Origin of the sequence: uncultured Roseibium sp. (assembly GCF_947496995.1) — a bacterium.
Lineage (GTDB): Bacteria > Pseudomonadota > Alphaproteobacteria > Rhizobiales > Stappiaceae > Roseibium.
Genome location: NZ_CANMFD010000001.1, coordinates 525,153 through 544,549 on the forward strand (window position 1 = coordinate 525,153; position 19,397 = coordinate 544,549).

The 19,397-nt window shown below is 62.0% G+C and carries 19 protein-coding genes; 11 read left to right on the forward strand and 8 right to left on the reverse strand.

The annotated features are described in order from the left end of the window. Window positions 1-119 precede the first annotated feature (119 nt). The 8 genes from Q1B40_RS02355 to Q1B40_RS02390 all read left to right on the forward strand — a co-directional run bounded on the left by Q1B40_RS02355 (window position 120) and on the right by Q1B40_RS02390 (window position 10,221). Window positions 120-1,490 carry an extracellular solute-binding protein gene (locus tag Q1B40_RS02355; protein WP_068411507.1) on the forward strand — a complete coding sequence of 457 codons (1,371 nt, stop codon included), beginning with the start codon at window positions 120-122 and terminating at the stop codon, window positions 1,488-1,490. 78 nt (window positions 1,491-1,568) lie between these two features. Then, entirely contained in the window at window positions 1,569-2,873 is a 1,305-nt protein-coding gene (locus Q1B40_RS02360) for a carbohydrate ABC transporter permease (protein ID WP_299809420.1), read from the forward strand. Between the two features lie 11 nt (window positions 2,874-2,884). Further along, the gene (locus Q1B40_RS02365) at window positions 2,885-3,715 is read left to right on the forward strand and encodes a carbohydrate ABC transporter permease (RefSeq protein ID WP_299809423.1); all 831 of its coding nucleotides are present in this window, start codon (window positions 2,885-2,887) and stop codon (window positions 3,713-3,715) included. Beyond that, window positions 3,715-4,773: an ABC transporter ATP-binding protein gene (locus Q1B40_RS02370; RefSeq protein WP_299809426.1), complete on the forward strand. Its 1,059-nt coding sequence runs from the start codon at window positions 3,715-3,717 to the stop codon at window positions 4,771-4,773. Before Q1B40_RS02365 ends, Q1B40_RS02370 begins: the two co-directional genes overlap by 1 nt. A 10-nt stretch (window positions 4,774-4,783) precedes the next feature. Continuing rightward, the gene (locus Q1B40_RS02375) at window positions 4,784-6,289 is read left to right on the forward strand and encodes a glycerophosphodiester phosphodiesterase family protein (protein WP_299809429.1); all 1,506 of its coding nucleotides are present in this window, start codon (window positions 4,784-4,786) and stop codon (window positions 6,287-6,289) included. Window positions 6,290-6,301: 12 nt separating this feature from the next. Next, window positions 6,302-7,318: a LacI family DNA-binding transcriptional regulator gene (locus Q1B40_RS02380; RefSeq protein ID WP_299809432.1), complete on the forward strand. Its 1,017-nt coding sequence runs from the start codon at window positions 6,302-6,304 to the stop codon at window positions 7,316-7,318. Between the two features lie 244 nt (window positions 7,319-7,562). Next, a complete protein-coding gene (locus Q1B40_RS02385) occupies window positions 7,563-8,687 on the forward strand; it encodes an OmpA family protein (protein ID WP_299809435.1) in 1,125 nt (374 codons plus the stop codon). A 52-nt stretch (window positions 8,688-8,739) separates the two neighbouring features. Beyond that, window positions 8,740-10,221, forward strand: coding sequence for a caspase family protein (locus Q1B40_RS02390; RefSeq protein WP_299809438.1), 1,482 nt, complete (start codon window positions 8,740-8,742; stop codon window positions 10,219-10,221). Between the two features lie 43 nt (window positions 10,222-10,264). Here Q1B40_RS02390 and Q1B40_RS02395 read toward each other — a convergent pair whose 3' ends face one another. From Q1B40_RS02395 to Q1B40_RS02410, 4 genes are all read right to left on the reverse strand, one after another. Next, entirely contained in the window at window positions 10,265-10,621 is a 357-nt protein-coding gene (locus Q1B40_RS02395) for a carboxymuconolactone decarboxylase family protein (protein ID WP_299809441.1), read from the reverse strand. 126 nt (window positions 10,622-10,747) lie between these two features. Continuing rightward, the gene (locus Q1B40_RS02400; RefSeq protein ID WP_299809444.1) at window positions 10,748-11,398 is read right to left on the reverse strand and encodes a metal-binding protein ZinT; all 651 of its coding nucleotides are present in this window, start codon (window positions 11,396-11,398) and stop codon (window positions 10,748-10,750) included. Window positions 11,399-11,754: 356 nt separating this feature from the next. After that, window positions 11,755-12,420, reverse strand: coding sequence for a L,D-transpeptidase (locus Q1B40_RS02405; protein WP_299809447.1), 666 nt, complete (start codon window positions 12,418-12,420; stop codon window positions 11,755-11,757). 280 nt (window positions 12,421-12,700) lie between these two features. After that, window positions 12,701-12,904: a hypothetical protein gene (locus Q1B40_RS02410; RefSeq protein WP_299809450.1), complete on the reverse strand. Its 204-nt coding sequence runs from the start codon at window positions 12,902-12,904 to the stop codon at window positions 12,701-12,703. 168 nt (window positions 12,905-13,072) lie between these two features. On the opposite strand from Q1B40_RS02410, the gene Q1B40_RS02415 reads away from it, so the two are divergent. Then, a complete protein-coding gene (locus tag Q1B40_RS02415; RefSeq protein ID WP_299809453.1) occupies window positions 13,073-13,414 on the forward strand; it encodes a hypothetical protein in 342 nt (113 codons plus the stop codon). Window positions 13,415-13,666: 252 nt separating this feature from the next. Then, the gene (locus tag Q1B40_RS02420; protein WP_299809456.1) at window positions 13,667-14,500 is read left to right on the forward strand and encodes a hypothetical protein; all 834 of its coding nucleotides are present in this window, start codon (window positions 13,667-13,669) and stop codon (window positions 14,498-14,500) included. A 47-nt stretch (window positions 14,501-14,547) separates the two neighbouring features. Here the strand turns inward: Q1B40_RS02420 and Q1B40_RS02425 are convergent, their stop codons facing one another. The 3 genes from Q1B40_RS02425 to Q1B40_RS02435 form a co-directional block, all read right to left on the reverse strand. Then, entirely contained in the window at window positions 14,548-15,771 is a 1,224-nt protein-coding gene (locus Q1B40_RS02425; protein ID WP_299809459.1) for a hypothetical protein, read from the reverse strand. Window positions 15,772-16,013: 242 nt separating this feature from the next. Beyond that, entirely contained in the window at window positions 16,014-16,631 is a 618-nt protein-coding gene (locus Q1B40_RS02430; protein ID WP_299809461.1) for a ferric reductase-like transmembrane domain-containing protein, read from the reverse strand. A gap of 7 nt (window positions 16,632-16,638) precedes the next feature. Further along, window positions 16,639-17,139, reverse strand: coding sequence for a twin-arginine translocation pathway signal (locus Q1B40_RS02435; protein WP_299809463.1), 501 nt, complete (start codon window positions 17,137-17,139; stop codon window positions 16,639-16,641). Between the two features lie 345 nt (window positions 17,140-17,484). Between Q1B40_RS02435 and Q1B40_RS02440 the strand changes: the two genes are divergently transcribed. Next, window positions 17,485-18,159, forward strand: coding sequence for a DUF2161 domain-containing phosphodiesterase (locus Q1B40_RS02440; protein ID WP_299809466.1), 675 nt, complete (start codon window positions 17,485-17,487; stop codon window positions 18,157-18,159). Between the two features lie 15 nt (window positions 18,160-18,174). Here the strand turns inward: Q1B40_RS02440 and Q1B40_RS02445 are convergent, their stop codons facing one another. Then, window positions 18,175-19,293 carry a heparin lyase I family protein gene (locus Q1B40_RS02445; protein ID WP_299809469.1) on the reverse strand — a complete coding sequence of 373 codons (1,119 nt, stop codon included), beginning with the start codon at window positions 19,291-19,293 and terminating at the stop codon, window positions 18,175-18,177. Between the last annotated feature and the right edge of the window lie 104 nt (window positions 19,294-19,397).

Below are 19,397 nucleotides of genomic sequence, written 5' to 3' on the forward strand. Positions count from 1 at the left end.
TCATATCTCCGTAATCTGCCCGCTTTAGAACGGCGTTTGCACACGTGTGCAAAAAATACCTATACTGCGCTTGGCGCCTCCGGGAGGGACGCCGCGCAACAGACAGCAGGCGAGATCAGATGACAACTCTAGTTTCAAAACTGCGCCAGTCCACAGCGGCTGCCGTTCTGGCCGTCACCGCGGCATCCTTTGCCGGTGACGCCTTCGCGAAAGACCTGACCATCACCGTTTGGGCCGGGGGGACCAACGACAGTGACGTCTACCGTCTCGATGCCATCGAGATGGCGGCGGACATGCTGGAACGCGAATACGAGATCCTCGGCGAAGAGCTGAATATCACGGTCGAAAAGAAACGCGACTTTGCCGACTGGGCTGCCTTCAAGCAGGCCGTGACACTGGCCGCCGAAGCGGGCGACGCGCCGAACATTGTCGTCACCAGCCACCTGGACATTGCTCCGTGGAGCCAGGCGGGCCTGATCGTTCCGGTCGAGGACTATGTCGACATGGACGCCTGGCCGCTGAACAACCTTTATGACAACCTGGTCGAGATCACGTCCTACAACGACGTTGTCTACGGCCTGCCGCAGGATGCGGAAAGCCGTCCGTTCTTCTTCTGGAAGGACACCATGAAACAGCTCGGCTATTCGGACGCGGAGATCGAAGCTCTGCCGGCCAAGGTCGAATCCGGCGAATACACGCTCGCCAACGTTCTGGAAGACGCCAAGAAGGCTGTCGAGATGGAACTGGTGGAAGAAGGTTACGGCTTCTACCCGCGCGTTTCCAACGGCCCGGACTACGCCCAGTTCTACCAGTCCTTCGGCGGTGAGCTGCTCGACAAGGACACCGGCAAACTGCTGCTCGACAAGCAGGCGATGACCGACTTCTACCAGTTCTTCGTCGACGCCGTTGAGGCGAAGGTCACCCGCAAGAACCACATCGGCACCGAGTGGGACCAGTGGTACGCGGAAGTGGCCAGCGGCAAGGCGGCCACCTGGCACGGCGGCACCTGGCACTATGCCCGTTACACCGGCAAGGAAGGCCTCGACGATTTCTTCGGCAACATTCAGTTCACGCTGATCCCGGCCGGCAATGAAAATGGCCGCGCCAACACCATCACCCATCCGCTGGCCTATCTCCTGACTGCTCAGGACGATGAAGACGATGTCGAAATTGCTGCACAGCTGATCAAGATCGCGTCCGAGCCGCGCATCAACACGCTGCATGCGATCAAGTCGGCTCACCTTGGCATCGCCAGGGAACAGTCCAACATCGAACTCTATGCCAACGACCGCTGGGCGGCGGAAGCCACCGAGCGTCTGCTCGGCCAGGCCAACGCACAGCCGAACCACACCGGTTACGGCCAGTTCTCCCAGATCATGTTCAAGGGTCTGGAAACCGCCTGGACCGGCACCAGGACCCCGGCAGAGGCCGTGGCCGAAGTCGAAGCCGAAATGAAGGCGACCCTGGGCGACGAAGTGATCATTCGCTGATCAGACGTTCGATCTGACACCGGAAACCGGGTGGCGGCGTCATGCGCTCCGCCACCCGGGACCTTCAGGAGTTTCCTTATGCGGCGCGCACATCTGCTGGGCCTCGGTTTTCTTTCGCCGGCCCTCGCGATCATTCTTATGCTTTTCCTGATCCCGGTCCTTCTGACCGTGATGTTCTCTTTCACAAACATGAGTACGGCGACCGGCATCAGCGGCGGCGCTTATGAAATCAACGCGGCATCGCTGAGAAAGCTGGCCGATGCGGGGGCGCAGGAGAGCTTCGTCGAAACGCTCGGCAAGGAATCCTTCGTTGTTGACGATGCCGGCATCACCGCGGCGGCCGCCGCCTATGGCGAGCAATTCGCCAACGAAGTCGGCTCGCAGATGCTCGGTGAGCGGTTTTCCAGCCGCCGTGATCTGGAACGGGCCTTCCGCAAGCTGAAGTCCCGGCCGAGATCGACGCGCGACATCAAGAAAGCCGCGGACCTCTTCAAGCGCTCCGTCCTCAATATCCGTTTCGAGACGGCCGGCGGACTTGTGGACGCGGTTACGGATAACGGTATCGAGATGACGCCGGATCAGCAGGAGCTGCTGACAAAAACCATCTATACCGGCTGGACCTGGACATCCGACAATTTCGCGCTGATGGCGCAGATCCCCTACGTCTGGCGGGTTGCGGGCAACACCGTGTTGTATGTGGTGCTGACGCTCGCGGCTTCCGTCGGAATGGGCCTGTTTCTGGCGATCACCACCTTCTATCTGCCCTCGTCCGCGGCGAGCAGTTTCCGCGCCATCTGGTTTCTGCCGCGCATCCTGCCCAACGTGATCTTCGTGCTCATGTGGAAGTGGCTTGCCTGGGACACCGGCTTTCTGTCCTCCCTGCTCGCCAACTTCGGCGTGCCGCCGAGAAACTGGATGCTGGACACCGGGGTCAACGCCTGGGTGTTCATCGTGCTGATCAACGGCATTGTCGGCGCTTCGCTCGGCATGATCCTGTTCGGCAGTGCGATCAAGTCCATTCCGCAATCGATGCTCCACGCCAGTGAGGTCGACGGCGCGTCGCGCTGGCAGCAGATCCGCTACATCATCCTGCCGCAGCTGCGCTGGCCGATCATGTTCATCTGCGCCTACTCGACCCTCTCGCTGCTGACGAGTTTCGAATACATCCTGCTGTCCACCGATGGCGGACCCGGCGGGGCGACGGAAGTCTGGTCGCTGATGGCGTTTCATACCGCACTCGACAATTACGCGGGCAATCTTCAGTACGGCCTGGGCGCCGCCATGGCGCTGATGCTGGTGATCGTCGGAATTCTGGCCTCGCTCGTCTACCTGCGCATTTTCAACTTCAACGACCTCGTGGCCAAGCCACGGATCGAACAGTGAGGAGGGCCGCCATGACGTCCTCGAATTTCCGTTCCTGGCCCCTGTTCCTGGTTCTGGCCGTGATCTCGATGCCGCTGGTGATCATGTATGTGTACCTGTTTGTCGACACGGTCACGGATACGACGGCAGGGTCGCTGATCCCGGACCGGTTCACGCTTCATCACTGGCGCTTCCTGTGGGAGGAACCGGAGACAGGCCGTGTCAGTATCTGGACGGTGACCCTCAACACCTTCATCTTCGCCACCTGCACGACGCTGATAAATGTGTCGGCCTCCGTCACCGCCGGCTATGCGCTGTCGCGTCTCAACATGCCGTTCAAGCGCTTTTTTCTGGGCGGCATCCTGACGCTGCACGCCTTTCCGACCATCACGCTGATCATCTCGATCTTCCTGATCCTGCAGATGATCGGTCTCTACAACACGCTGATCGGCGTCATTCTGGTCAAGGCCGCGCTGGAACTGCCGCTCGGCATCTGGATCATGAAGGGCTTTTTCGACAATGTGCCCTGGGAAATAGAGATGGCCGGACTGCAGGACGGCGCCAGCCGCTTCACCGTGTGGTGGAAACTGGTGCTGCCGCAGGTCCAGCCAGGTGTGGCGGCCCTTTCCGTGTTCGTGTTCCTGTCCGCCTGGAGCGAGTTCATTCTGCCCCAGGTGCTCGCCCCGAGCGGCAGCGCGCAGGTGCTGTCCACCTATCTCTCGAATCTGATCTTCGATGACATGAAACCGGACTTCAACATGTTCAAGTCCGTCGGCGTCTTCTACGCCCTGCCGGTGATCGTCATCTACCTGATCTTCAACAAGCAACTCATGAACATCTATGGCGGAGGCACGAAGGGCTGATGCGAATTTCAATCGAAAACTTCACCAAATCCTTCGGCGACACCACTGTCATCGAGGACATGTCGCTGGAAATCGGGGATGGCGAAATGCTCGCCCTGCTGGGGCCGTCTGGCTGCGGCAAGTCGACGACGCTGTTCGCCATCTGCGGCATTCACCGGATGAACGCCGGCCGTCTGATGTTCGGCGATGCCGACGTCACGGAAGTCTCCTCGCAGAAACGCAATGTCGGCGTGGTGTTCCAGAACTACGCGCTCTATCCGCATATGAACGTCTACGAGAACATCGCCTTCCCGCTGAAGGTGCGCAAGGAAAGCAAGGCCGAGGTTGACCGGAAAGTGCAGGAGATCGCCGGTCTGGTGCATATCGGTGAATTGCTTCAGCGGCGTCCGATGCAGCTTTCAGGCGGTCAGCAGCAACGGGTCGCTCTCGCCAGAGCGCTGATCCGCAAACCGGACATCCTGCTTCTCGACGAACCGCTGGCGAACCTTGATGCCAAGCTGCGCCTGGAGATGCGCTCCGAAATCCGGCGCATCCAGCTTGCCACCGGCATCACCGCCGTGCTGGTGACCCATGACCAGGTGGAGGCCATGTCCATGTGCGACCGCATCGCCCTCATGGACAAGGGACAGATCGTGCAGCTGTCCACGCCGAAGGACATGTACGAAAGTCCCTCGTCCGACTTTGTCGCCGGCTTCCTCGGCAATCCGCCGATCGCCTTTCTGGACGGAACCGTGGCCGATGGCGGTTTCAGGCTGGCGAATTCGCAGGTCACCCTGCCGGTGCCTTCCGGGATCGAAGTTCCCGGCGAGGGCGCGCCGATGCGCTTCGGCGTCCGGCCGGAATTCTTCCAGCCGGGCAACCCGCTCAAGGTCCCGGGCAAGGTGAGCTTTGTCGAAACCCAGGGCCGGGAGGAACTGTACGACGTGACACTGGAAAATGGTGCCGTGCTGCGCTCCATCCAGTCCCAGAACGCCGGGTTCAAACTGGGCCAGGAAGTCTCCTGGGGGATTGAGCAGGACAGGGTCCTGGCCTTCGGTCCTGACGGAAACCGGCTTTGAGGGCATCATCATGACGCAGTTTCAACTGGACAGGACCTGGATCTACGACGGGCACCGCCCGCCACTGGCAATCGCCCATCGCGGTGCAAGCGCCTATGCGTTCGACAACACGCTTCGCGCCTTTGAAGTGGCGCAGGAACTCGGCGCCGACATGTGGGAGGTCGATGTCCGGCTGACGACCGACGGTGTGCCGGTGGCCTTTCATGACGCCGACCTGAAAGCCATATGCGGCAGGGACCTGCCCATAGGCGATGTCACTGCCGAAGTCCTGGTAGAGCTGACGGCGGCCGCCGGCCGTCCCGCCCCGCTGTTCGCGGATATCGCCGCCTTGGCGGCGCGGTCGGGCGCGGGCATCTATCTTGACGCCAAGGAGGGCGAGGCCGCCTCGCGCGCCGTCGATATCCTGCTGGACAACCGCATCGAGCGCGCGATCGTCGGGGCGAACACGCCGGACTATTGCGCCGAACTGCTCACCGCCGGCTGCCCCTATCCGGTCTCCATCCTCGTCGGGCTGGGCAGGGACCCTTTCGCGATTGCGGACACATGCGGGGCGCAGATCGTGCATCCCTGCTGGGAACGGGCGGGCGACCGGCCGGACGGGTTGCTCGACGATGCCTTTTTCGCCAGGGCCCGCGAACGGGGCCTGCCGGTGGTCACCTGGCACGAGGAACGTGCCGATGTACTCGAAGCGCTGGTGAAGATGCCCATCCTGGGTATCTGCTCCGACCAGCCGGAAATGGTTACGCGGTATAAATCCGCCGGTCTGCGGCGACCGGAGATTGTCTGCCATCGCGGCGCCTGCGGGATCGCCCCTGAAAACACCAGAAGCGCGGCGCGCGCCGCCTGGGCTGCCGGCTTCGACTTTGTCGAGATCGATGTCTGGGAAACCTCGGACGGTGAACTGGTGGTTCATCACGATGCGCTTTTGCAGCGCACGACGTCCGGCGCGGGTGAAGTTGCCGGAAAAACGCTTGCGCAACTGACGTCCCTTGACGCCGGAAGCTGGTTCGACCCGTTTTACAGGGATGAACGGGTGCCGCAGCTAAGCGAGACCCTCGACCTGGCCGTGTTGGCCGGCGGCAAGCTATATGTCGAACTCAAGCAGGCCGATCCGGTAAAGACTGCGCGTATGGTTCTGGACCGGATGGCGGCCGAGGATGTGTTTTTCTGGTCCGCCAATGCGGACTGGCTGCATCAGATCAGGAAGAGTTTCCCCGAGGCCAGGCTGATGGCCCGTCCGGAGGATTTTCAAACCCTGGACGCCTGTCTTGCCGCCTTCGATGCCGATATCATCGAATTCAACCGGGGAAATGCGACCGATACGGGTCTTGAAACGGTGCGCAAGGCCGGAAAGAAGGCCATGGTCGCCTATATGGGCAGTGATCCCATCGAGATGGAGCGGCTGCTCGCGCTCGGTCCGGATCTTCTCAACGTGAACGAGCCCTTTCTGTTGGCGCGGCTGCTGGCCGGCAAGGAAAAAGACGGAAGTACGGATGTCAGACGCCTCAGGGCCTGAAAGCATAATTTTATGAGTCCGCACCCCAGGAAACAGATCAATTCCTTCGATGTCGCCCGGCTGGCCGGTGTGTCGCGCTCCGCCGTTTCGCGCACCTTCACCGATGGCGCCAGCGTTTCGAAGGAAACCCGTGACAAGGTGATGGCGGCTGCCCGCCAGCTCGGTTACCGGGTCAACGTTCTGGCCAGATCGCTGCACAAGCAGAAGTCCGATCTCGTCGGCGTGGTAGCCTCCGATCTGGACAATCCGTTTCGCGCCGAACAGATCGATCTCCTGACGCAAGGTCTGCTGGAGCTCGGGTTTCGGCCCATCATGCTCCGGGGCGAACCTTCCGCCGATGTGGCGGAGCTGATCGGCTCGCTGCTGCAATACAGCGTTGCCGGTGTCATCGTCACGTCCGACACGCCTCCCGAGGAGATCTGCCAGGAATGCCTGCAGAACGGGGTGCCACTGGTGGTGGTCAACAAGCGCGATCCCGGTGCTCCGGTCGACAGGGTGGTGACCGATTTCGATGCCGGCGGCCGAATGGCTCTGGAGCACCTTCTGGAGTGCGGCTGCAAGAGACTTGCCGTCATCACCCCGGAACATTCCTCCTATTCGATCAACGGCCGGGTGCTGGCCTTCGAAGAGGCGGGGAAAGCCAGAGGCATTTCGGTGATCCGGATTACCTGCCCTACCCAGTCCTATGAGGGCGGGCTGGCCGCGTCTGACGTCGTGCACGAAGCGCGCAACGACATCGACGGCATCTTCTGCACCGCCGACTATCTCGCCCTTGGTGTTCTCGACGGTTTGCGCCATGTGCACGGGCTTATGGTGCCTGAGGACATTCAGATGATGGGCTATGACGATATTCCGCAGGCTTCCTGGAGGGCCTACGACCTTACCACCGTCTCCCAGAGCCGCCACGACCTGTGCGAGGCGACGCTGGATCTTCTGGTTCAGCGCCTGGAAGAGCCGCAATCATCCCCGCAGATCCGCACCTGCGGCGTCACGCTTGTCCCGCGCGGCACGACACGGAAACTGACCTGAAGAGCGATGCAAAGGATATTTCTGATCGGGCGCCGCCGTTGAGACCTGTCGGCAGACGCCGGGTGCACCGGTAAGGTTGGAAGACGCGGTTGCGCCCGCAGCAAAATCGGCTCATACCATTTCAAGGCATATGATAGAGCCAGCCTCGGCAAGTTGCTTTGAACTTGCAACTTTGCAACACTTGGACGAAATATTGATTAAAGGGCTCAGCCTAAAGAGCCGGGGTAAGTAGAAGGATTGGAAGATGAACGTTGCGCGGTCCGTTTTACCGGAACTGACGCTTGTAATCCTTGCTGCCCTGTTGCTGCTGGCATCGCCGGCAACTGCACAGGAGAACTTCTTCGAACGAGGCTGGACGCTGCAGCGCGAGGCATCGTCGCTCCGGTTCCAGTCGGTCAAGAATCTCACCAAGGTCGAATCAAGCGGTTTTGCCGATTTCGCGGGGACGATCGACGAGACCGGTGCCGCCAGCGTCCGTATCTTTCTGGACTCGATCGATACCAAGATCGATCTCAGAAACGTCCGCATGCGGTTTCTGTTCTTCGAGACGTTCCAGTTTCCCGAAGTCGTCATCTCCACCCGGATTGACCCAGCGCTGCTGACCGACCTTCCTGCGCTCAAGCGCAAGATCATTCCACTCACCTACACGCTGACGCTGCACGGACTTTCCAAGACGCTGGAAACCGAGGTCGCGGTGACGGTCATGAGCGATGACCTTGTCGCTGTCTCGACAACGGCGCCCATCTCCGTGGCGGCGTCCGACTTCGGCCTTGATGGTGGTATCCAGAAACTGGAGGAAGCCGCGGACGTGGTGATCGTGCCATCCGCGACGGTGTCCTTCGACTTCGTGTTCGCCCGCAATCCCGCGGAAGGGGCTGCCGCGCAAACGGCGGCGTCACCCACCGCGCCGGCAGCCACTCCCCAAGCCACAACCCAACCTGCCGCTCAGGCTGCCCCGAAGACCGCAGCCGCAACCGCGCTGGAACCGGAGGGCAATCTCGATCTTGAGGCATGCAAGGGCCGGTTCGAAATCCTGTCGCGCACCGACAACATCTATTTCGGAAGCGGGAGCGCCCGCCTTGATGCGCGCAGCGAACCGCTGCTGAACAGTCTCAGCGACATCATCTCTCGCTGTCCGGGCCTTGTCATCGAGATTGGCGGTCACACGGACAGCGACGGAAGCGCTGCTGCGAACATTCGGTTGTCCGAGCGTCGTGCGGCGGCGGTGAAACAATACCTGACCCAGAAGGACATCCCCGCGGACCGGATCGTGAGCGTCGGATATGGAGAAGCGCGCCCCGTGGCCCCGAACGAAACTGCTGATGGCAAACGCCGCAACCGTCGTATCGAGTTTGTCGTTGTCGAATAACTTCTGCATACGCCGGTCCCCCGCAGTCCTTGTCGCAGCTTTCTTGCTGCTGATGACGACGCTCGTTCCGCTTCGGGCGAACGCCGAAGCGCGCCTGGCGCTGGTCATCGGCAACGGTGCCTACAGCAACGTCACTGCCCTGGACAATCCGGTCAATGACGCGGTCCTGATGGCAGACTCCCTGCGCCAGGTAGGTTTCGATGTCACTCTGATCACCGAAGCCACGCAGGACAAGCTGATCCGGGCGATTTCGGATTTCGGCCGCAGGCTGCGTGAGGCGGGGGACGATGCGACAGGCTTGTTCTACTACGCCGGGCACGGGGTGCAGTCCTTCGGGTCGAACTACCTGCTGCCCGTTGACATAGAGCTGCGGGATGCCGCCGACCTGAGCCTTGTCGGCGTTCCGGCGAACGCTGTGCTCCGGCAGATGTTCTCCGCCCGCAACCAGACGAACATCGTCATTCTCGATGCCTGCCGGAACAACCCCTTTTCTGCCATCCCCGACCTGACAGACAACGGCCTCGCCGAGATGAAGGCGCCGACGGGGACGTATCTGGCCTATTCGACGGCTCCGGGCGAGATTGCCGTTGACGGTGGCGGATCGAACAGTCCCTTCACGGAAGCGCTGGCACGCCGGCTCTCCACACCCGGGGTGCCCATCGAGGCGCTGTTCAAGGATGTTCGCGTCGAGGTGCTTGAGGCGACAGGGGGAAACCAGACCCCGTGGGACACCTCGTCGTTGACCGTCGATTTCCAGTTCGCGCCGGCGGTGGTGCTTTCCGCAGAAGAAATCCAGACGCGCCAGCTTTGGGAGTCCGTTCGGCTCAGCCGCGATCCCGTCCAGGTGCTTCTGTTCCTGCGCGCAAGCCCCAGCAACCCCTACACGCATGAAGCGCGCGCGCTGCTGCAGGAACTCATGGCGCAGGAACTGCAGGCAGAGGCGAGTGCGCCGCAGGCCTCCTTACCGCAGACATCAGAACAGCAGGCGCCTGCGCTGAAGGTTGAACCGGTCGATCCCGTCCAGTCCGAGCGCGACCTGATCGAGCAGGCACGCCAATCGGGAACGGCCGAGGCCTACCGGAAGTATCTCGATACCTTCCCCGCAGGTGCATTCTCCGAACTCGCGCGCCTCGAACTGGAGACGATCCTGAAGAGCGAGACGGGCACCGATCCGATTGCCGCGGCGCCTGCCGCGTCCGCGCCCCAGGCACCGGCGTCGGACACGCCCGCGTCCGGTCCGCCGCAGGTGGTGGCGTTCAACGCGCCGCTCGGTGTCGGCGATCCGGAACTTGCGAGCCGGAGCATCGCCGAACTCATCACCGGTTTTCCGCGCTTCCCGCCGATCGAGGGCCTTCCGGAGGCGGTCTGGAAGGAAAAGACATGCGCTTCCTGCCATCAATGGGAACAGTCCAACCTGTGCGAACAGGCGCAGAACTACGTTGCGGACAAGACGCGCACGGTTGCCAAGCAGCATCCGCTCGGCGGTGTCTTCAAGGAAGCGCTGGGCGTCTGGGCGCAAAACGGCTGTCAATAGAGGCAGTCCCCGGCCGGACGTTCAGCCTGTTCGGCCTGCCGCGTCAGTTGCCGGACGCCGCCGCAAGCCCGTCGAATGCGGCCAGCGCTTCGGCGCCGTAAATCATCGACGGACCTCCGCCCATATAGACCGAGACGCCGATCACCTCGAGAATTTCCTCGCGGCTGGCGCCGTGACGGGCGGCGGCACGGGCGTGATAGGCCAGACACCCGTCGCAGCGCGCGGTAATGCCGATGGCGAGCGCGATCAGTTCCTTTGTCTTGGCGTCGAGCACTCCCGGCTTCGTTGCCGCTGCGGCCAGCGCGCCGAAACCCTTGGCGATGTCTGGCGCGCCCTTGCGCACCTCCGCCATGCGGGCGTCGGTCTGGTCTACGAATGCGGTCCAGTCTGAAATGGCCATGCGCAAAACTCCTTGCGTTCTGGAAAAAGTCGTCCGGAAGCATAAGCGCCGGAGTGCGCGCGGGCGTTGATGTGACTCAAGTGTGCCCGGGACCGGTGCGCCATCGGCGCACCGGCTGGTTTTCGATCAGTGAGCCGTCATCTCGTCGAGGATCTGCTGGCCGCTGAGCGCGGCGGGATAATAGGTCGGCCAGTTTGTCAGTTCTTCCAGAAGGGCCGCACGGTCGTCTCCCCAGTAGAGATGATAGTGGTCGGCCTTCGCCGGTGCGATGCGGTGATCGCTGAACTGGATGAAGTCCGGAGCGGCCGCGTCGCCGCCGGTCTTTTTGAAGATGAAGCGTACCCCGCGGTTGCCTTTTTCATAGGTCAGGATTTCGTAGCCGTCGGCGGCGTATTGCCCTGAGGCGCTTCCGCCGTCCTTTTGGTAGGTGACGTCATTACCGTCGATGACGATGCGGTTGACGTCGGTCCGATAGCCTGTCTCGTAATAGGCGCGGTATTCCTGCGCGGTCTTGCCGCCATGTTCCGCCTTGTGCTGCATGACCGGGTCCAGCGTGCCGTCTTGCAGGTAGGGGTAGACGGACTGCCAGTCGCCTTCCCAGTCGGACAGCGCGCGCGAGCGGATCTGCTCATCCTTGAAATAACCTTTGTAAATCTCGTCGTCGTGGCTGTGGGCCGCGGTTTCGTCTGCCTTCGGGCTTTTCTGGGTCTGCGCGTTCGCGGGCAGTATCGTTCCGATCGCCAGCGCGAGAGCCAGCATGCCGATCAATAGTCGCATGGGTGTGAACCTTTCCGGGATGTTTGAGGGAAGCCTCATGTTGAAGAAATATTATGTTATAACATTACAAACGAAGATCTAACCCAATTGACACGGTGTGGCAATGGAGATTGTTCAGCTCGAAGGCTCGAAGGCTCGAAGGCTCGAAGGCTCGAAGGCTCGAAGGCTCGAAGGCTCGAAGGCTGGGAGGAAACCGGTGCACCATTCCGGCGAGGTAGCAGCAAATCGCGCTGCCGAAGCCTCACTCCCCGCCGCCCCGGACTTGATCCGGGGCTTGCGCGGGCCGGTTGCCGACGAGGTCCCGGATCGAGTCCGGGACAGTGTGGAGAGGGCGTCTGCGGTAAACAGAAAAACGTCTAGCCGAGCACGATTACCGTCGCGCCGACATCGACGCGGTCATAAAGGTCGATGATGTCCTGATGCCACATGCGGATGCAGCCACTGGAGGCGTTGGTGCCGATGCTGGAGGGCTGGTTGGTGCTGTGGATCCGGTAGAGCGTGTCCTTGTTGCCCTGCCACAGGTAGAGCCCCCGGGCGCCGATCGGATTGCTCGGTCCACCCTCCTGGCCGTCGTCGTATTTGGCAAGGCTGGGGTCGCGTTCGATCATCTCGTCGGGCGGGAACCACTTCGGCCATTCCCGCTTGAACCGGATTTCCGCCTCGCCGTTCCAGGAAAACCCCGCCCGTCCAACGCCGATGCCGTAGCGGATCGCCCGGCCGCCCGGCTGGATCAGGTAGAGAAATTTCTGCTTCGGATCGACGACGATTGTCCCGGCCGGATAGCGCGAGGGGTAATACACCACCTGGCGCAGATATTTGGGATCGAACTTCTGGTACTGGATGGCCGGCAGCGAGAACCCCCCGTCGGTGACGGGCGCGTAGGCTGTGGCGTAATCCGGTGTTCCATCGGCGAGCGTCGTCAGACCCGCCGACAGCGGCGTGCTGTTGCGGCCCTCACAGGCGGCCAGAAGCAGCAGCGGGATGCCGGCAATCAAGCTGCGGCGGCTCACATGTGACACCAATTGAACGTCCTTTCCTCAGCGCCTCGCAACTCCGGGTTCAGGAGCGGTCTCTGGCGCAAGAAGGGCAGCCTCGCGGGCCGGATAAGGGATAAATCGAATACGCGACCTGAAATTGAAAAAAACATCATTATGGTAAACGGCGTCTTAACGCCAGAGAGATGCCGCACCCGATCAGTCACGAATTCGACAAAAGCCCCGCCCGGAACATCAGGCCGAAAGACTGGAAAGATGAACGGGAGACGCGCGGGCGCAGGAAGACGCCCGGCGCGTGTCCGAGAGATCAGCTGTCGTTTGCCGCGCTCTTTTTCGCCGGGGCCATGCCGTTGTCCGGTTCCTGACCGAAGAACGTGCCGCCGAGCTGTCCGCCCGTGTTGGTCTTTTCCGCGGTGCGCAGGATCTTGTCGGCTTCTTCCTTCGCCTCGGTGCGGGCCTTCTTGCTCGCGGTCGTCAGGTCGGGGGTCGTCGTATCAGGGGTCGTGGACATGAGGTCCTCCTTCACGGGTTGCTTCATGAAAGTGAACGGCGCGGGACGCAGATCGTTCCATGCCAGATCCTCCCGAGGGGATCTGCACACACGCGTGCGCTGCTCTCATATACGCCTTATGCTGGCGTCCGCATTGATGCCACGTGGTCTCTAGGAGGGGGGTGCAGCATGACGTACAACGAGATTCTCGGCGCTGTGGCGAACTGGGCGGCGATCCTGACCGCCGTTGTGGCGACGACCGCTTACGGGCGGTTCCTCTACCAGCAACATCGTCAGACACGCGCTCTGGAAAAACACCTGAAAATGGAAATGGCGTCGGGCAAGGACACCGGCAAGCGAACTGTCTTGCACCTGATGGCGGCTCTCTCGCTCACGGAGACGGAAGTGCTGAGCGCGGCCTTCAGAAGCCGGAAAGTCTCCCCCGCGATAATCACCGACGCCAAGGGCCGCGCCGACGGGCTGATGTTTGTCTATGACGGCCCGGACGCTCCAATTCCGAAAAAATTCTAGCGGGTTCTCAGGACACCAGGCAAGGGAGGCGGGAAGACGCCGGGAAGGGGGGACGGCCGAAGATATGGCCCCGCCTGAACAGGTCCCGCAGCTCCGCAATCCCGCGCGGCCAAAAATCAGCATTCTGTGATCTGCAAAACAGACAGGCTCCCCATGCACGTCGCATTTTGGGTCGCCGGTTGCTGAGCGACAGTCGCCGGGCACCATGCCATCCGACAGGCCCGTTTAGGGGCCGATTGAAGGAGAACGAATGTGGCCGAGTCCTTTTTCCTGCCTTATGAATACGTCGACCGTCTCATCAACCCGGGCCTGCAGACCAGTGCCGGGCCCGTCAAGCTGAACCAGTATCTGTGCAAGACCCGCAGCAATGGCGGCAACGACAGCGCAACCAGTTTTTTCAAGCAATTCCGATGGATCAAGGATGCGGACGGCATGAACCTGCAGCAGCTTGTCGGCGGCAATGCCATCGACCTGGCGCTCAAGGGTCAGGGCAACGACAAGACCTTCGTCAAGATCTGGGACTTCATGCTGAAGAACAAGGATCTGCTCGACAAATACAAGGTCGAGGTCTGCGACCGCGCCAAGAAGGACGGCTCCAAGGACGTCAAGGAAACAGGCAAGATCAAGCGGATCTATTTCGACAAGATGTCCGATCGCGCCGCGCTGCAGGCGATGGTCCAGGACCGTTTCTTCGGCATGGACTGCATCGGCTTCGTCGCCAATTTCCTGATCCATACCGGCGAATGGGACAAATATCACGGCGTGGTACCGAAGAACTATCCGAAGAATGTCGCCAAGATCAACATCGACGACATCAAGGAGGTCAAGCCGCTCGACTTCATGGTCTGGAACGGCCATGTGGCGCTGGTCGACTGGGTCTGGAAACTGATCGATAACAAGAGCGCCCAGATCGACATGTGCCAGAGTTCCAGCGGCGGCCCGCAATGCAACGAATATGTCACCCTGAAGGAGACCGGCGGCAAGGGCCTGCACGGCGGCCGGGAGTTCACCATCCTCGGCGGCACCCCGGCCCCGCCGGTCCGCGGCCATTTCACGATCTGGCGGCGGGAGGGGTTCTGGTACTAGGTTGCGGCCCCAAACTTTTCAGGTGATCTCCTGACAGGAGGATGCGGTCACGGCCAGCTTTGAGAGCCTGTGCCATGACCCGCGCGGTGCCCGCCCTTGATATTGCCGAGCACGGTTCCCCTCGGCTGTGGAACATAGCGGACCATCTTGAGCTCGGCCTCGGAAATACCTTCCTTCCTGGCGTAGTTGCTGGCAAGCTGCCCGGCAGCTTCGTACCTGGCTTCCTGGCTTATCGCCTTGCCGCCGGCCACGCGCAGGGCCTTGATGCCGGCTCCAACCCCGGCAACCAGCAGGACGCCTTCGGCCACCTGGCCGCTGGCCCTGGCCACCTTCAGGATCTTGATGGCCGTTCCGGCTCCGCCGATCGTGCCGCTGACATAATCTGCAAGAAGTTGCGCGTTGTATTCAACGCCATGCGCTGCGGCCAGCAGGTAAACCTGCGCTGTGTTCACGTCGCCGCCGGCATTTGCCTCCCAGGCCTTCATTCTCAGCGCGTGCGGACGGTTCCAGATCCAGGTGGCGGGAAAATCCGCTCCGCCCAGCCAGTCCGCCACCTTCACGACACCCGGCGCCGCACTGTGACGGTCCATCATCAGTTGCATGTGCATGGACCAGCCGTTGTCGTACTGGGCGTCGAACCGCTCGAACGCGCGCTTGAGCTTCGTCTGGACATGTCCCGTCAGAACGGACCTGTAGTAGCCTGCGCCGAGCATCGTCGTGTCGAGCAATTCCTCCCGGTCGATGAGCGCATCATCGGTCTTGATGGTGTCGCCGTCGTAACCGAGGGAGAACCAGAATTCCCATTCCGTCGGATTGCGCCCCTGCGCGTTCCAGGGCTGGCGCAGCCGCAGCCAGACCCCCTTGGAATCGAGGATCTGCCGGACGCAGGCAAGATAGTCGGCCTCATCCGGATTGTTGCTGCGCGGGACAAGCGCATCCGCCGTCAGCATCTTGTTGTGATCGACCCGGATGCAGCCGTCGCTTTTCGATACGCGCACCCGCTTGTCGAGTATCCTGCGCGCCTTGCGTTCCTTCGTCCGGTCGCGCAACACGAGGTTCCCGGCGCGCGAAATCACCGCCGCCTTCATCGCGTTTCTGTAAGCCTCTTCGTAAAGCGGATTGAGAACGGCCGCGTCGAGCACCCTTTGCACCTGCGCCACCTGTTCCCGGGAAAGCAGGCGCGCCAGTTTGGGAACCGTGGCAATCAGCGTTTCCGCTTCGGGCGCTCCGAGGTCCTTCGCCTTTTGCCGCGTCGTTGCGTCGTTTGCCACGTTGCTCGCCTTTCGAAATCCGGATGTTCTGGATCCGCGACGCACCCTCATCCTCACGTAGCGCCGCGCTCGACTTCATCTTCAGATGGAGTATGCGGGCCTCGTTCCGCGCGTACATGTGCCGGTCGTCACAGCACACGACACCGTTGCCGAGTGGTCGGATCCATATGTGCCGCAGGTCCAGCGGCGGGCAGCAATGCAATGAAATCGTCGTTCTGAAGAAGACCGGCGGTGAGCGGCCGTCACGTCTCCCGCCGCGGTCCGCGTGCCCAGGCCTTGAGATCCGCCACCACTTTCACGGTCGCCGCCACGACCAGCGCGCACAGGCCGACCTTCGACAGCGTCTCCATCGTGCCCTCGATCAGCAGCGCATGGACCACGCTGCCGGTGACGATGACCACCGCCAGAGCCGTATGAGCGCGCCGCCAGAGGCGCAGGCGCAGGCGGCGGCGGAAAATGGCGAGGACTGCAGCGGCGAACACCGCCCACATGGCGATGACGCCCCAGACGGAGAACGGCGTCGGAGAGCGGAACAGGAGGGCGTCGATCACGTCCGGCGGGCTGGTGATCCAGAGGCCGCCGACATGGGCGATCACCACCGCCACCAGCAGGCCGCCGGTCCAGCGGTGGATACGCCGCCCGCGCACGCCGGCAAGACCCGGCAGGGCGCCGCCCGCCAGAAGGGGCTGAAGCAGCAACAGACCCATCGCGATAATCCCGGCAAAGCCGGCGGCGATATAAACCGGCTGGCGCCATTGCAGCAGCGGGCTTGCAACCGCTGCAGCCAAAGGCACGAGCAGCGCTGCTGCAAGCACGGCCCAGATCAGGACGGCACGGGCCCGGCGCGTGGCCGTCGGCATTCCCCGCTCAGGCAGGCTGCAGGACGAAATGGGCTTCAAGGCCGGTGTCCTTCGCGCTCGACATCACCGGGCGCAGGAAGACGGTTTCGAAGTCGCCGCTGTCATAGGCAAGATGTGCATGCGGCTGGCCGAAGGCCGGAACGATCTGCGGCATGTCCATGTAAAAGACGCCGTTGGCGTCCGTCAGCGTCGCCCCGTGGCTGCGTTTGTCGCGCTCGTGCCCTTCGGTGGTATGTGCCCAGATCTGGATGCGCTGCCCGGCCAGCGGCGTGCCGTCGCCCGCGCGCCGCACAGTGCCGGTCATCCGGAACCCGCCGCTGCCGATCCGCTCCACGATGGGCGCACCGGGCAGATAATTGTTGGCCCCGCCGCGCATCGACCGCGTCGGCGCCAGCCCCGCCGCCTGCGCAGGCACCACAAGTCCGGAGGCTGCCGTCACCAGTGCGGCACCGCAGACAACACCACCGGTGGCAAGCAGTTTGCGGCGGGTGAGGAAGTCGGTTGTCATCAAGATCTCTCCATTCGGGCGAACGGCCCCGCCGGCCTGTGCAGGCCCGGGTCCTCGAAACGCTCTGTGCTCCGACAGGAAATTATAGCGCCTTTGTGGCGATTTCCGAGGTGAGGTCCGCGCGGAGACGATAAAGCGCGCTCACGCTTGCGTGAAAATCAGCCTCTGACGGCTTCCGGCCCCCAGAAAAGGGCGTGGATTGGCTGTTGGCACGCGCCGTAACAGCCTCTCCCTTTCCAACATAAGGGGGACAGATCCTTCCCGGCGTCCCGGAAACCGTGGACCGTTTCCGGCGGCGGCTGTTTGCCGATTGTCGAGGTTTTTTGTCCTGCCTAAACTCCCGGCATGACGCGCATTCTGGAAACCGAACTCTACCTGCCGGTCAAGACCTTCCTCGAGGGGCAGGGCTACGAGGTCAAGGCCGAGGTCGGCGCCGCCGACATTGTCGCCTGCCGCGACGGCGCGGATCCGGTGATTGTCGAGCTGAAGACCGGCTTCACCCTGAGCCTGTTTCACCAGGCCGTCGACCGTCAGTCGATCACCGATGCGGTCTATGTCGCGGTCGCGCGGGGGCAGGGCAAGCGGTTTCTGGCAAGCCTCAAGAACAACCTCAAGCTCGCCCGGCGGCTGGGCCTCGGCGTGATCGTGGTCCGCCTTGCCGACGGGCACGTTGAAGTCCCCCTCGACCCGGCGCCCTATGCGCCGCGCAAGTCCAAACCCCGCAAGGCCCGCCTGCTGCGCGAGTTCTCCCGCCGCGTCGGCGATCCCAACACCGGCGGCTCGACCCGGGTAACGCTGGTCACCGCCTACCGCCAGGACGCGATCCGCTGCGCCGAACATCTTCACACCAACGGCCCCAGCCGCGGGGCTGACGTTGCCAAGGCCACCGGCGTCACCCGCGCCACCCGCATGATGGCCGACGATCACTACGGCTGGTTCGAACGCGTCGACCGGGGCGTTTATGGCTTGACTGTCAAGGGGCGAGGCGTGCTTGGAAGCGAGACGGCAGGGAGCGAATAGGGCGCGTGCCTCCTATCAGTCGCTCTGTACAACCGGAGTGACCGTCCTGTCGCAATTGTCGATCTTTCCGGAAATGCAGATTCCGTCCACATCCATGTGGTGTGTGCCGGGTATCCGGTCCCGATAGGCGCCGAACTTGAATTTCATCCGGCTATTGGTCAAGTCGCCATAGCCCACATGACCGCTTACACGCACTATGAAACGACCGTTTGCGTAGATATCGATCTCTCCCTGTTCCTCGCCAAGAGCCTTGATCCGGTAGGACATGGTCACCCACCCTTTCTGCGGGTCCGGCAGTAGTGGCGGGGCACCGCCGTCGACTGTCCAGACGGTGAAATCCTCCGGGGTGCAGATCTTGCCACTGCGGGTGCATTTCAGCGGTCGCGATTTTTTAAGCGCTTGTCGCACGTCCCCCTCGGGTGCCGCTCGCAGAGACTGTTCGTCGGATATCCGGTCGGGGTCGCCGTCCGTCATGGCCACCATGCAGCGGCACCGGTCGTTCTGGACGGTGATGTGAAAGACACCATTGTCGAATCTTTGAGCGAGGAACGGATTCTGGCTGAATTCGTGCGGCCAGCCTGAAGCTGCCTGGTATTTCCATTGCGCCATGACCCAACGGCTCGATCCGCAGGGTGGGGGAGCGCCTCTCGTTCGGAAGCGGAGTGTGTACCAGTGCGGGTCCGTCACGTCGTGGACATGTTTCTTCTGGAGCAGGCGCAACTCGTTGCGTTGCACCTTGTCACTGTCGCCGTCTTCACAGCGGCTTTCTAGGTTCTGGATGTCCGGTGCGATCATGCTGGGACCGAGATCCGCGACGTCGTCGTCAAACGTGAACGGCTCGAGAAGTCCCGGCGTCAAACCGAGTTCGGAAATCTGTTTCTTGTAGATCTCGCGGTTGGCGCATGTGTCCACATTTCCGCGATTCTCGTCGATCGAGACAGTCAGATATCGGGTTGTCGTCGTGCTAGTCACGTCCTCATCAAAGGTGACCAGTCGCGGGTAATCCGCCTGGCAGGTGATCCAGACGAACTTGTTGAGCCGCCCCCGATCGAATCCCTCCCGCAACTCCGCTCCAAGGGAGAGGGTGGTGGAAGCGACGAGAAAGAAACATGAAATCAAGAGTCGATTGAACATTGTCCGCTCCCGAAATAAATGAGCCTTTGACACATGCACGATCCTGGCTCGCGTCGACTGCGCGAAACGCAATCCAGAATAGCATTAAAGCACTTATTAACCAA

Excerpts from the sequence above, each read along its gene's own strand:
- Q1B40_RS02385 (WP_299809435.1), top strand. The coding sequence starts at position 7,563 with ATGAACGTTGCGCGGTCCGTTTTACCGGAACTGACGCTTGTAATCCTT.
- Q1B40_RS02390 (WP_299809438.1), top strand. The coding sequence starts at position 8,740 with ATGACGACGCTCGTTCCGCTTCGGGCGAACGCCGAAGCGCGCCTGGCG.
- Q1B40_RS02440 (WP_299809466.1), top strand. The coding sequence starts at position 17,485 with ATGACGCGCATTCTGGAAACCGAACTCTACCTGCCGGTCAAGACCTTC.
- Q1B40_RS02370 (WP_299809426.1), top strand. The coding sequence starts at position 3,715 with ATGCGAATTTCAATCGAAAACTTCACCAAATCCTTCGGCGACACCACT.
- Q1B40_RS02375 (WP_299809429.1), top strand. The coding sequence starts at position 4,784 with ATGACGCAGTTTCAACTGGACAGGACCTGGATCTACGACGGGCACCGC.
- Q1B40_RS02400 (WP_299809444.1), bottom strand. The coding sequence starts at position 11,398 with ATGCGACTATTGATCGGCATGCTGGCTCTCGCGCTGGCGATCGGAACG.
- Q1B40_RS02360 (WP_299809420.1), top strand. The coding sequence starts at position 1,569 with ATGCGGCGCGCACATCTGCTGGGCCTCGGTTTTCTTTCGCCGGCCCTC.
- Q1B40_RS02365 (WP_299809423.1), top strand. The coding sequence starts at position 2,885 with ATGACGTCCTCGAATTTCCGTTCCTGGCCCCTGTTCCTGGTTCTGGCC.
- Q1B40_RS02395 (WP_299809441.1), bottom strand. The coding sequence starts at position 10,621 with ATGGCCATTTCAGACTGGACCGCATTCGTAGACCAGACCGACGCCCGC.
- Q1B40_RS02380 (WP_299809432.1), top strand. The coding sequence starts at position 6,302 with ATGAGTCCGCACCCCAGGAAACAGATCAATTCCTTCGATGTCGCCCGG.
- Q1B40_RS02355 (WP_068411507.1), top strand. The coding sequence starts at position 120 with ATGACAACTCTAGTTTCAAAACTGCGCCAGTCCACAGCGGCTGCCGTT.
- Q1B40_RS02435 (WP_299809463.1), bottom strand. The coding sequence starts at position 17,139 with ATGACAACCGACTTCCTCACCCGCCGCAAACTGCTTGCCACCGGTGGT.
- Q1B40_RS02415 (WP_299809453.1), top strand. The coding sequence starts at position 13,073 with ATGACGTACAACGAGATTCTCGGCGCTGTGGCGAACTGGGCGGCGATC.
- Q1B40_RS02410 (WP_299809450.1), bottom strand. The coding sequence starts at position 12,904 with ATGTCCACGACCCCTGATACGACGACCCCCGACCTGACGACCGCGAGC.
- Q1B40_RS02445 (WP_299809469.1), bottom strand. The coding sequence starts at position 19,293 with ATGTTCAATCGACTCTTGATTTCATGTTTCTTTCTCGTCGCTTCCACC.
- Q1B40_RS02430 (WP_299809461.1), bottom strand. The coding sequence starts at position 16,631 with ATGCCGACGGCCACGCGCCGGGCCCGTGCCGTCCTGATCTGGGCCGTG.